General features: G+C 60.9%; 8 protein-coding genes. 3 read left to right on the top strand and 5 right to left on the bottom strand.

The genetic code is table 11. The features are described 5' to 3' along the window. Positions 1 to 2: 2 nt before the first annotated feature. The 3 genes from ACORLH_RS20585 to ade all read right to left on the bottom strand — a co-directional run bounded on the left by ACORLH_RS20585 (position 3) and on the right by ade (position 5,172). Positions 3 to 1,187 carry an acyl-CoA dehydrogenase family protein gene (locus ACORLH_RS20585; RefSeq protein ID WP_321830214.1) on the bottom strand — a complete coding sequence of 395 codons (1,185 nt, stop codon included), beginning with the start codon at positions 1,185 to 1,187 and terminating at the stop codon, positions 3 to 5. A gap of 3 nt (positions 1,188 to 1,190) precedes the next feature. Further along, positions 1,191 to 3,290 (bottom strand): 3-hydroxyacyl-CoA dehydrogenase NAD-binding domain-containing protein, encoded by a 2,100-nt coding sequence (locus tag ACORLH_RS20580; RefSeq protein ID WP_321830213.1) that lies wholly within the window; start codon positions 3,288 to 3,290, stop codon positions 1,191 to 1,193. 151 nt (positions 3,291 to 3,441) lie between these two features. Further along, positions 3,442 to 5,172, bottom strand: coding sequence for an adenine deaminase (gene ade, locus ACORLH_RS20575; protein ID WP_321830212.1), 1,731 nt, complete (start codon positions 5,170 to 5,172; stop codon positions 3,442 to 3,444). A gap of 147 nt (positions 5,173 to 5,319) precedes the next feature. On the opposite strand from ade, the gene ACORLH_RS20570 reads away from it, so the two are divergent. Next, positions 5,320 to 7,692 carry a Tex family protein gene (locus ACORLH_RS20570; RefSeq protein ID WP_321830211.1) on the top strand — a complete coding sequence of 791 codons (2,373 nt, stop codon included), beginning with the start codon at positions 5,320 to 5,322 and terminating at the stop codon, positions 7,690 to 7,692. 27 nt (positions 7,693 to 7,719) lie between these two features. Continuing rightward, entirely contained in the window at positions 7,720 to 8,217 is a 498-nt protein-coding gene (locus tag ACORLH_RS20565) for a DUF2478 domain-containing protein (RefSeq protein ID WP_321830210.1), read from the top strand. Positions 8,218 to 8,351: 134 nt separating this feature from the next. Here ACORLH_RS20565 and ACORLH_RS20560 read toward each other — a convergent pair whose 3' ends face one another. Then, positions 8,352 to 9,689, bottom strand: a complete 1,338-nt coding sequence (locus tag ACORLH_RS20560; RefSeq protein WP_321830209.1) for an ammonium transporter — start codon at positions 9,687 to 9,689, stop codon at positions 8,352 to 8,354. Between the two features lie 26 nt (positions 9,690 to 9,715). Further along, positions 9,716 to 10,054, bottom strand: coding sequence for a P-II family nitrogen regulator (locus ACORLH_RS20555; RefSeq protein ID WP_058242283.1), 339 nt, complete (start codon positions 10,052 to 10,054; stop codon positions 9,716 to 9,718). Between the two features lie 307 nt (positions 10,055 to 10,361). On the opposite strand from ACORLH_RS20555, the gene ACORLH_RS20550 reads away from it, so the two are divergent. Next, positions 10,362 to 12,587 (top strand): PBP1A family penicillin-binding protein, encoded by a 2,226-nt coding sequence (locus ACORLH_RS20550; protein WP_321830208.1) that lies wholly within the window; start codon positions 10,362 to 10,364, stop codon positions 12,585 to 12,587. Positions 12,588 to 12,630: the final 43 nt, after the last annotated feature.

Genomic DNA, 12,630 nt, shown 5'->3' with positions numbered 1-12,630 from the left:
GATCAGAGCTCCAGCATGGTTTTGGTCAGAATGTTGCGCTGGATCTCATTGGATCCACCAAAGATCGATGTCTTGCGGTTGTTGAAATAGCGCGCGGCGTTGTTGCCGGTATCACTTGGGCCAAACATCAGATTGCTTTCGGTGGCGATGCCGGTGGGGGCCGCCAGCGGCCCCAGCGCCCGCCGCGCCAGATCGCGCAGTTCCTGATTGATCAGGGTGCCTTTGATTTTCAGGATTGAGGTCTCCGGCCCCGGCGCCCCCTGTTTCTGCGCCTGAAACAGCATCCTGAGGTTGGTGATTTTCATCGCTTCCAGATCGATCTCAACCTTTGCCAGGCGGGCGGCAAACAGCGGATCCTCGATCAGGGGGCGACCACCCCGGCGCATCTTGGTGGCCAGCGCTTTCACTTCTTCCAAAGCTTGGATTGAGAAGCCAACACCCGCAATCCCGGTGCGTTCATGGGTCAGCAGGTATTTGGCGATGGTCCAGCCCTTGTTTTCCTCGCCAACCAGATTTTCCACCGGCACCTTCACATCGGTGAAGAAGACCTCATTCACCTCATGGCCGCCTTCGATCAGCTTGATCGGGCGCATTTCGATGCCGGGGGTGTTCAGATCAACAAGGATAAAACTGATGCCCGCCTGCGGCTTTGCATCCGGGTCCGTCCGGCATAGGCAGAAGATCCAATCGGCGTGCTGGCCCAATGTGGTCCAGGTCTTCTGACCGTTGATGATATAATGATCCCCATCGCGCACCGCGCGGGTTTTCAGGCTGGCCAGATCGGAACCGGCACCGGGTTCGGAATAGCCCTGACACCACCAATCGGTGCCATCCAGAATGCGGGGCAGATAGTGATCCTGCTGCGCCTTGCTGCCAAATTTCTGCAGCACCGGCCCTAGCATGTTGATGCCAAAGGGCACGATGCGCGGGGCATAGGCGCGGCAACATTCTTCCTCAAAGATATGCCGCTCAACCGGGGACCAGCCGGGGCCGCCAAAGGCCTCGGGCCAGGTGGTGGCCAGCCAGCCGCGACGTTGCAGAATGGCGTGCCATTCTTCCATGATGGCTTTGCTCAGCTCCCCCCCGGCGCGCACGGCGCTTGAAATATGGTCGGGAAGATGTTCGGCAAGATAGGCGCGCACCTCGGCCTGAAAGGCCTGTTCCTCAGGGGTGTAGCTCAGCTCCATCGGTTATCCTTTCTTGTTGAGGTCAGCAAATGTCTGACCCGCCGCGTCCATGTCACGCAGCAGCTGCGGTACCTGCCAGTAACGGGCATCGTCGGCGGCGTAGCCTTCGATCCGTTTGATCAGCGCCTTGGTGCCGATCTGATCCGCCTGATGCAGCGGCCCGCCCCGGAACCGGGGGAAGCCATAGCCAAACAGGAAGACCATATCGACGTCCACTGGCCGTTTCGCGGTGCCATCTTCGATCACGCGGATCGATTCCACGATCATCGCGGTCAGGTAACGATCCACAATCTCCTCGGCCGAGAAGTCCTGCGGTGTGATGTTCAGTTCGCTGCGCAGATCCTCAATGATCTTGATCGCCTCAGGGTTCACCTTGGGATGTTTGTCCTCATAGGTGTAATACCCCGATCCGGTTTTGCGGCCAAACCAGCCCTGTTCGCAGATACGATCCGCATGTGGGGTGGCGTAGCGGTCAGCAGGGTCGCGCAGGTGGGCGGTGCGTTTGCGGTTGGCCCAGCCGATGTCCAGCCCCGCCAGATCACCCACCTTGTGCGGGCCCATGGCCAGGCCGAAGCCTTCCAGCGCCTGATCCACCTCAGCCGGTGATGCGCCGTCCAGCACCAGATAGCCCACGGCCTTGGCATAGTGGTTCATGATCCGGTTGCCGATGAAGCCATCGCAAACCTGCGCCAGCACACCCACCTTCTTCAACCGTTTGGCAAAGGCAAAGCCGGTGGCCAGAACCTCGGGTGCGGATTCGGCACCTTGTACGATCTCCAGCAGGCGCATCACATGGGCCGGGCTGAAGAAGTGCAGCCCCAGAACATCGCCCGGCCGGTTGGTGCAGGCGGCAATTTCGTTGATGTCGAGGTAAGAGGTGTTGGAGGCAAGGATCGCCCCGTCCTTGCAGATCGTGTCCAGCTTGCCAAAGATGTCACGTTTGACGTCCATGCTTTCAAACACGGCTTCAATCACCAGATCCACGTCGGCCAGATCTTCCATCGCTAGCGAGGGTTCCAGTGCAGCCAGGGCGGCGGCTTTCTTGGCCTCGGTCAGCTTGCCACGTTTGACGGCGCCCTCAAGATTCTTGGTGATCGTGGCGACCCCACGGTCCAGCCCGTCCTGTGCCACCTCAATCAGGCGCACCGGCAGCCCAGCCAGCAGGCAGGCGGTTGCGATCCCCGATCCCATGGTGCCGCCACCGATGATGCCAACCTTGGCGATATCGCGGGCGTCCCCCTTGGCCTCAGGGATGTTCGAAACCGCGCGTTCCCCAAAAAAGGCGTGGATCAGGCCGCCGCGCTGCGGGGTTTCCATCGCCTCCATAAAGGCGGCGCGTTCAACTTTCAGACCCTCAGCCAGTGGCAGGGTTGAGGCCGCGACTGCCTCGACGATTTTATGTGGGGAGAAGAGGTGCGGTTGCTTCATGCGCAGCTTATTGGCGGTCTCTTCCAGCAGGGTTTCATCGGCTGTGACCTGCAGCGACCCGGTCGGGCGGGTGGCCAACGTGCCGTCGATGACCTCCTGCGCCATGGCCAGTGCAACATCGCGCGGATCCCCTTCGACCAGACGGTCGATGGCACCGGACTCAAGGGCGGCCTCCCCGCTGACCGGTTTTCCGCTGAGCGCCATATCAAGGGTGAAGCCCATGCCGGCCAGACGCGGCAGGCGTTGGGTGCCCCCGGCCCCGGGCAACAGGCCTAGGTTGACCTCTGGCAGGCCGATTTTCAGGCCTTTGAGGCCAATACGGGCATGGGTCGACAGCGCCAGTTCAAAGCCGCCGCCCAATGCGGTGCCGTGCAGGATCGAAATCACCGGGATTGCACTTGCCTCAATCGCGTTGAACACATCGGGCAGATAGGGTTCCAGCGGCGGCTTGCCGAATTCCTTGATGTCGGCGCCCGCCACAAAGGTGCGGCCAGCGGCATAGATGGCAATCACCTTGGTTTCTGCTGTGCTGTTCAGCTGTGTCACCGCATCCAGCAGCCCCTGGCGCACCAGCTGGCCTGAGGCGTTGACGGGCGGGTTGTCGATGCAGATCAGGGCGATGTCACCCAGCTGTTCGATGGAAATATTGGCGTTGACGGCGGAAGAGGTGGTCATGTCAGCGGCCCCGGCTGTTGGAAAGTGGGAAAACCGACCCGAAGGCCGGTTTTGATTTGCCGCTAAGCTAGTGCCCGAAAAGGATCACGTCAATGTTGCGAAATCTTATTCCGCAATGCGAAATTTAAACCTGTTTGGGCAGTCCAGACCGTTACGAAATGATCTCAAACTTGTTCACATCCACCAGCCCGCGATCGGTGATTTTGAGGTTGGGAATGACCGGCAATGCGAGGAACGCCAGCTGCAGGAACGGCTCTTCCAATGTGACCCCCAGATCCCGTGCGGCGGCACGCAGATCGACCAGTTGGTCATGCACCACCTCATGGCTTTCAAGGCTCATCAGCCCGGCAACGGGCAGGGGCAGTTCAGCCAGAACCTTGCCACCCGCGACGACCACAAATCCGCCCTCAATCTCTCCCAAGCGGTTGGCGGCCAGTGCCATGTCATCGTAATCGGCGCCAACAACCGCGATGTTATGATGGTCGTGACAGACCGTGGAGGCAATCGCGCCACGCTTCAGGTTGAACCCGCGCACAAAGCCGGTGGCCATATTGCCGTTTTTACCATGGCGTTCGATCACGGCGATCTTGATCAGATCGCGGCTGAGGTCAGGGCGTTTGTCACCATCTTCAATCACCATGACTTCGTTCAGATGTTCGGTGATGATCTTGCCTTCCAGAATGCCGATCACATCGGTGTCTTCCCGGTTTCCGGCGGTGCGGAAATGCTGCGGCCCAACCTTGGGCGCGTTGACCGAGTGGCGGCCGACGGGATCAATCAGCTCACGGGCTGCAAAGGCGGCATCGTCAACCCAGACCCCGCCGCAGATCACATCCGCCACATCGCAGGTCTCAAGATCATTCAGGATCACGATGTCAGCGCGTTTGCCGGGACTGATCTGACCGCGATCCTTCAGACCAAAGGCCTCGGCCGCCGAAAGGCTGGCCGCGCGGTACACCGCCAAGGGGGAAACCCCCAGCCCAATCAGCGTGCGGATCATGTAATCCAGATGCCCCTGTTCCGCGATATCCAGCGGATTGCGGTCATCGGTGCAGAGGCACAGATAGGGGGAGGTCACATCGGTCAGGATTGGCGCCAGCGCATGCAGGTCTTTGGAAACTGAGCCTTCGCGGATCAGAACCCGCATGCCTTTGCGCAGTTTTTCCATCGCCTCTTCGGCGGTGGTTGCTTCATGTTCCGTGCGGATGCCAGCGGCAATGTAGCCGTTCAGATCCTTGCCAGACAGCAACGGGCAATGGCCATCAATATGCTGATCCTCAAACAGGTCCAGCTTTTTCATCACCTCCGGATCCTGAAACAGCACGCCGGGAAAATTCATGAACTCCGCCAGACCGATGCCGCTGGGATGCCCCATCAGCGGTTTCAGATCCTCCGCCAGAATGGTTGCCCCTGCAGTTTCCATATCGGTGGAGGGCACGCAGGAGGACAGCTGCACCTTGATATCCATCAGGGTGCTGCCAGCCGCCTGCTGGAAGTAGCGAATGCCTGCCGGGCCGATCACATTGGCAATCTCATGCGGATCGCAGATCGCTGTGGTCACCCCATGTGGCAGCACGCAGCGGTCAAATTCAAACGGCGTCACAAGGGAGCTTTCGATATGCAGATGGGTGTCGATGAACCCCGGAACCAGCACCTTGCCGCTGACATCCACCTCGCGCGTGCCGTCATAGCTCTCGCAGATGCCCACCACCCGGTCGCCACAAATCGCCACATCGCCCTGCAGCATCTGGCCGGTCATCAGGTCAAAAATCTGGCCGCCCTTCAGCACCAGATCTGCTTTATCTTGCCCGCGCCCCTGAGCGATCCGTTGTGCGATCCGTTGCCCGATCCCCTGTGCCAAATGCCCCGTGCTGCTGCCCATGTGCTGCGCTCCTTCCTCAAATCAATGGCGCAGCATGCCATGGTGCAGGGGCCAGCGGTAGGGCAAACCTGCGTCATTTCTATTTCGCCTTCCCCTCCTTCGCGCGCGCTTCTATGGTGGCCCTCCCAAAGACTGAGAGGACCAAAAATGGCGCTCGACACCGCCCCACGTATCACCCAGATCATCGCCAAAGAAATCGGCGCTGCGGCCAGTCAGGTCGGCGCTGCCGTGACACTTCTGGATGAGGGTGCCACCGTGCCGTTTGTGGCCCGTTACCGGAAAGAGGCGACAGGCGGTCTGGATGACAGTCAGCTGCGCACGCTGTCTGAACGGCTGGTCTATCTGCGGGAGTTGGAACAGCGCCGCGCTGCCATCGTCGAGTCGATCAAATCGCAGGACAAGCTGACGGATGAGCTGGCGAAATCCATCGCCACGGCGGAAACCAAGGCCCAGCTAGAAGACCTCTATCTGCCCTATAAACCCAAGCGCCGCACCAAAGCGATGATCGCGCGGGAAAACGGGTTGGAGCCGTTGCTGGATGCCATTCTGGCTGATCGCCATGCCGATCCTGAAGAACTGGCCAATGCCTACCTGTCCGATGCTGTTGCGGATACCAAAACGGCCCTCAATGGTGCCCGGGACATTGTTGCAGAACGGCTGACCGAAAACGCTGATCTGATTGGCCGGCTGCGCGGCTTCATGCAGGGCAACGCGCTGATCAAGGCCAAGGTGATCGAAGGGCAGGAGGCCAAAGGCGCCAAGTTCTCGGACTATTTCGATCATCAGGAACCATGGAAAGATGCCCCCAGCCACCGCGCCCTTGCGATGATGCGGGCCAGCAATGAGGGCATCCTGAGCGTCGATATCGCCCCGGCTGAAGAAGACGCTGATCGTGCCCCTGATATGGTCGCGGCGGCGCTTGATGTCAGCGGCGCGGGGGCCGGGGATCAATGGCTGCGCAAGGCGGCCAGCTGGACCTGGCGGGTGAAGCTGTCGCTCTCGATGATGTTGGATCTGATGGCGGATCTGCGCAAACGGGCGCAGGATGAGGCAATCAAGGTTTTTGCCCGCAACCTCAAGGATTTGCTGCTGGCCGCGCCGGCAGGGGCCAAAGCAACGCTGGGCCTTGATCCCGGCATCCGTACCGGCTGCAAGGTGGCGGTGGTGGATGCCACCGGCAAGGTGCTGGCGACCGATACGATCTACCCGTTCCAGCCGAAAAACGATCTGCGCGGATCGCAGGTCACCCTGGCCAAGCTGATCAAGCAGCACGGCGTGGAACTGATCGCCATCGGCAATGGCACCGCCAGCCGTGAAAGTGAAAAGATGGTCGCCGATCTACTGCGGGAACTGCCGGGCGCCAAGCCCACCAAGGTTGTGGTGTCCGAGGCGGGGGCCTCGGTCTATTCCGCCTCGGAACTGGCGGCACGTGAATTCCCCGATCTGGATGTCAGCCTGCGCGGCGCCGTGTCGATTGCCCGGCGTCTGCAGGACCCGCTGGCCGAATTGGTGAAGATTGAGCCCAAGTCGATCGGCGTTGGCCAGTACCAGCACGATGTCGATCAGTTCCAACTGGCCCGTTCCTTGGATGCGGTGGTGGAGGATGCGGTGAACGCGGTGGGCGTTGACCTCAACATGGCCTCCGCACCATTGCTGGCGCGGGTCTCGGGCCTGGGAGAGAGCCTGGCTGAGGCCATCGTCAGCCACCGCAACATCAACGGCGCCTTCAAAACCCGCAAAGAGCTGCTGGATGTCGCCCGTCTGGGTCCGCGCGCCTTTGAACAATGCGCCGGCTTTCTGCGCATCGCCGAAGGGGATGAGCCGCTGGATGCCTCCTCGGTCCACCCAGAAGCCTATGGCGTGGCGCGCAAAATTGTTGCCGCCTGCGGCCGTGATCTGCGCCAGTTGATGGGGGATGAGGCCCAGCTGCGCCGGGTGCGGGCTGAGGATTTTGTTGATGATATTTTCGGTCTGCCGACGGTGCGCGACATCCTGTCGGAACTGGAAAAGCCGGGCCGCGACCCGCGCCCTGATTTCAAAACCGCCAGCTTTGCCGATGGCATTGATGACATCAAAGACCTGAAACCCGGCATGTCACTGGAAGGCACCGTGACCAATGTCGCGGCCTTCGGCGCCTTTGTGGATATTGGTGTGCACCAGGATGGTCTGGTTCACGTCAGCCAATTGGCCGACCGCTTTGTCAAAGACCCGCATGAGGTGGTCAAAGCGGGCGATGTGGTGAAGGTCCGCGTGACCGAGGTGGATGTGCCCCGCAACCGCATCGGCCTCAGCATGCGCAAAGATGGGGGCGCTGCCCCGGCTGCGCGTGGAGGGCAGAGTGATCGGCAGGATCGCGGCCGCTCCGGCGGGCCTGGCGGCCCCGGTGGATCCCGTGGTGGAGCCCGCGGGGGCCCGGGTGGTGGCAAGTTTTCCAGTAAGTCCCTGGGCAAGTCCCAGGTTAAGGGAAATGACACAGGTGCACTCGGTGCCGCATTGATGGATGCGATGAAAAAGCGCTAAAGCTCTCGCAGCACCAAGGAGCAAGACATGAAGATCGGCTATGTGAAAATCTCGGAACGGGGCGAAATGAACCGCCTGCTGGCGGGGCTTGCGGCCGATTTGGCGGCCGAGGGTTTGGCGCTGGCTGGTGCGGTGCAGCATGACATTGAATGTGCGCCTGAGGGCAAATGCGATATGGATTTGCAGATCCTGCCCGCAGGCCCGGTGGTGCGCATTTCCCAGAACCTTGGCAAGGATTCGCGCGGCTGCCGTCTGGATCCGGTGGCGCTGGAACAGGCCGTTGGCCTGACTGAGGCGCAGCTGAGTAATGCCGCCCCCAAACTGGTGATCATCAACAAATTCGGCAAGCATGAGGCCGAGGGGCGCGGTTTCCGCTCCACCATCGCTTTGGCGCTGGAACTTGAGGTGCCGGTGCTTGTTGGGGTGAATGAAACGAACTTCGCCGCCTTTCAGGACTTCACCGGCGGTGCGGCGGAACAGGCAGGTGATTCACCCGCCGCGTTACGCGCCTGGCTCGCGACCTGACCCGCTTTCACTGTTTCCAAAATACTCTCGCCGAAGGCCACGCGACGCAGTCGCGTTTCAAAAACGGGCGCTAGAACAAAAGAAAACCGGGCCCCCGCAAGGGCCCGGTCTTTGCGTTTCTCCTGAGGCGAGGCTTAGCCTTTGGAGAATTCCGGATAGGCTTCCATGCCCAGCTCTGCCATGTCGAGGCCGTTGATCTCGGTTTCTTCGTCGACGCGCAGGCCCATGATGGCTTTCAGCACGAACCAGACAGCTGCCGAAACAACCACGGTGAAGATACCCACGATCACGATCGAGTAGAGCTGCGTGCCCAGCGAAGCGTCAGCATTGGTGAAGACAACCGCGATGGTGCCCCAGATACCGGCGATCAGGTGCACCGGGATGGCGCCAACAACGTCGTCGATCTTCAGCTTGTCTAGGAACGGTACGGCGAAGACAACGATCACACCGCCCACGGCACCGATCAGGGTGGCTGCACCCAGCGACGGGGTCAGCGGCTCTGCGGTGATCGACACCAGGCCAGCCAGCGCGCCGTTCAGAACCATGGTCAGGTCCGGCTTCTTGTACAGAACCTGGGTCAGGATCAGCGCGGCGATGGCGCCACCTGCAGCGGCCGTGTTGGTGTTGGCGAAGATGCGGCTTACGTCTGCAACGTCACCCACGGTGCCCATGGCCAGCTGCGAGCCGCCATTGAAGCCGAACCAACCCAGCCACAGGATGAAGGTACCCAAGGTCGCCAGCGTCAGGTTCGAGCCGGGGATCGGGATGGTTTTGCCGTTTTTATACTTGCCGATACGCGGGCCGAGGATCAGCGCGCCGGTCAGAGCGGCCCAGCCACCTACCGAGTGCACAACGGTCGAACCAGCAAAGTCCAGGAAGCCAGCCTGATCCAGGAAGCCGCCGCCCCATTTCCACGACGCCTGCAGCGGGTAGATGATGGCGGTCAGGATGATGGTGAAGATCAGGAAGGGCCACAGCTTGATACGCTCAGCCAGGGTGCCCGACACGATCGAGGCGGTGGTGGCGCAGAACATCAGCTGGAAGAAGAAGTCCGAACCGGTGGAGGCATAGCCGTAATCGTCGGCGCCATCGCGGCCAACACCCACAGCTTCCAGAACGCCGGGGCCCCAGACGCCGGACAGGATGCCGTCAACCGACCATGTGCCCAGCGGGTACATCAGGTTGTAGCCGATCAGGTAGTAGAAGATCGCAGCCAGCGAGAAGAGCGCGATGTTCTTGGTCAGCTGCATGGTTACGTTTTTGCCACGGACCAGACCGGCCTCCAGCATGGCGAAACCTGCGGCCATCCAGAACACCAGGAAGCCGCCAACCAGGAACAGCAGCGAGTTCAGGATAAAGATGGTGTCGGTCGAGGCGTCGACGCCTGCAACCGGGGCGGCGTCTTCGGCCAGGCCCAGGGTCGGCAGGAGCGCAACAGCGCTGGCCAGACCAAGTTTGGTAATACGGTTCATTTCCATTGTCCTTTCCCCGTCCACGCTTAGATCGCGTCGTCGTTGGTTTCGCCGGTACGCACGCGTACGGCCTGTGCCACGTCCAGCACAAAGATCTTGCCGTCACCGATTTTGCCGGTGCGGGCGGTGTTGGTGATGGTCTCGACGGCTTGGTCTGCCATCGCCGCGCTCACCACGATTTCCAGTTTGATCTTGGGTACGAAATTCACTGCGTATTCCGCGCCGCGGTAGATTTCCGTATGACCCGACTGCGAGCCGAAGCCTTTGATTTCAGTGACCATCATGCCGCGCACGCCGATCTCGGTCAGCGCTTCACGGACCTCCTCCAGCTTGAACGGTTTGATCGTTGCAATAATCAGTTTCACCTTGTTCCCCTTAGTTCAGCCTGTCGAAAAACGCGGTTCCGGTTGTTGGCGTTCACTCACGCACTCACCCGTCTGCCAGACCCGCAGAATTACGGTCTCAACCAACATCACGGGGTGGGTTCAGGTGAAGGAAATGCTGCAGTTGCACAGGAATTCCGCAGCTGTGCTGTTCAAATTTTGTGCGTTATGTGAAATTTGCACAAAAAATAATCAAGCAAAGAACTGCCAGAGCAGGAATCACCGTCTCTACAATTGGGGCGCGGGGCGGTATGCTGTGGCAAAACAGGTTGCACGGGCAGGGCAAGAGATGAGTGATTCAGGTCGCAAAAAGCCGCCATTGGTGGCCGAGCGTCGCTATGGGTCAAAACCGGCAGGCAAATCCGGTGGCAAAACCAAGGGCACCGCGGCGGGGCGTAAACCGGCTGCGACCAAACGGGCTGCCAGTAAATCCACGGCCAAGCCCGCCCCGCGCAAAACACCCGCCCGTAAGAAACCCGCCCGTCGGAAACCGGCAAAGTCCTCGCGCAATCCCATTGTGCGGTTTTTCCGGGCGATCTTTGGCTGGCTGTTCCGGCTGATCTGGGCCTTTACCTGGCGGATCACCGCGCTGGCGATGATCGTTGTCGGTCTGGCGGTTGGCTATGTCTATTCCACGCTGCCTGAGGTGACCGCCCTTTTGGATGGGCGCGCGAATGGTTCGGTGGTGATGACGGATCGCACCGGTGAGGTCTTTGCCTGGCGCGGCGATCAGTTTGGCGGCGTGGTGACCGCTGACAGTGTGTCACCGCATCTGAAAAACGCCGTTGTTGCGACCGAAGACAAACGGTTCTACCGCCATTTCGGGATTTCACCACGCGGCGTGGCCAGCGCTGTGCGCATCAACCTGCGCGAAGGCCGTGGGCCGCTGTCGGGCCACGGCGGGTCGACCATCACCCAGCAGACGGCCAAGTTGCTGTGTCTTGGCGTTGTCTATGATGACACCCAATGGGACAGTGAAGCCGCTTATGAGGCGGACTGTCGCCGCGGGTCCCTCTGGCGCAAGGGCAAGGAAGCCATCTACGCGCTGGCGATGGAGGTGAAATACACCAAGGATGAGATCCTCTCGATCTATCTGAACCGCGCCTACATGGGCGGTGGCGCCTATGGGTCTGAGGCGGCAGCGCAGCGCTATTTCGGCAAACCCGCTGCGGCGCTTTCCGCTGCCGAGGGCGCGATGATCGCCGGATTGCTGACCGCGCCCTCGACGCTGGCGCCCACCAGCAACCTGACCCGCAGCCAAAACCGCGCCGGGGTGATCATCGGTCTGATGGAGGATCAGGGATACCTGTCCACCAAGGCCGCGCAGGAGGCACGGGACAACCCCGCCAAACTGTCACCGGCCGCTCAGGCACGGGCCGGTGGGTATTTTGCCGATTGGGTGATGTCGTCAGGGCCTGAGTTCTTCACCCGCAACTCAACTTCTGACGTGGTGATCCGCACCACATTGGATCAGCGCATTCAGGACGCCGCCGAAGAGGCGATGAACTACATCTTCTCAGAAAAGGTGCGCGAAGGCTCCAAAGCGCAGGCGGCCATTGTGGTCATGTCGGCAGACGGCGCGGTGCGCGCCATGGTGGGCGGCCGCAAAACCAAAGTGACCGGCGCCTTTAATCGTGCCGTGCAGGCGAAACGCCAGACCGGTTCGGCCTTCAAACCCTTTGTCTATGCCACCGCGCTTGAACTGGGCTGGTCGGCCAATGATATCGTTGTGGATGAGCCGATCACCATCAACATCCCCGGATCGTCGCCGTGGAGCCCGCAGAACTATGATCGCAAATTCCACGGCCCCGTGACCCTGACCGAGGCGCTGCGCGTCTCCTTGAACATCCCGGCGGTGAAGATCGCGCAGGATGCCGGTTTGGAAAACGTGCGCAAGGTGGCCAGCGACTTTGGCATTGAATCCGATCTGGCCGCAGGCCCGTCCCTGGCGCTTGGGGCGTCTGATACCAGTCTGCTGGAGGTGACGGGCGCCTACGCGGGGATCCTGAACGGTGGCAGCTCGGTTCGGCCCTACGGGTTGGTGGAACTGAAGATGCAGGGCGATGATGAGGCGCTGATGACCTCCACCGGCGGTATCGGTGAGCGTGTGATCAGCGAAGATGCCGCGCGGGAACTGACATGGATGATGCATGTGGTTGCCGCTGAGGGAACTGGCCGTCGCGCCAATCTGCCTGACTGGCAGGTGGCCGGGAAAACCGGCACCTCGCAGAAAGCCAAAGACGCCTGGTTTATCGGTTTTACCGCTGACTACGTGGCGGGCGTCTGGATGGGCTATGATGACAACACACCGTTGACCGGGGTGACGGGATCCGGCCTGCCGGCTGAGATCTGGCACGAAACCATGCGTCGTGTGCATGAGGGGCTGACACCGAAACCGCTGCCGATGCTGCGCGGCGGATCGCCCGCCCGCCATGTGGCACCAGATCCGCAGCGGGATCGCGATACCCGAAATGGCATTGATGACCTGCTGCGCGGGATTTTTGGCGGCAACTAGGATCAAAGAAAAACGGGCGGGGAAATCCCCGCCCGTCGCATTT

The organism is Thalassovita sp., assembly GCF_963691685.1.
Lineage (GTDB): Bacteria > Pseudomonadota > Alphaproteobacteria > Rhodobacterales > Rhodobacteraceae > Thalassobius.
This window is presented reverse-complemented; position numbering and strand designations above follow the sequence as displayed.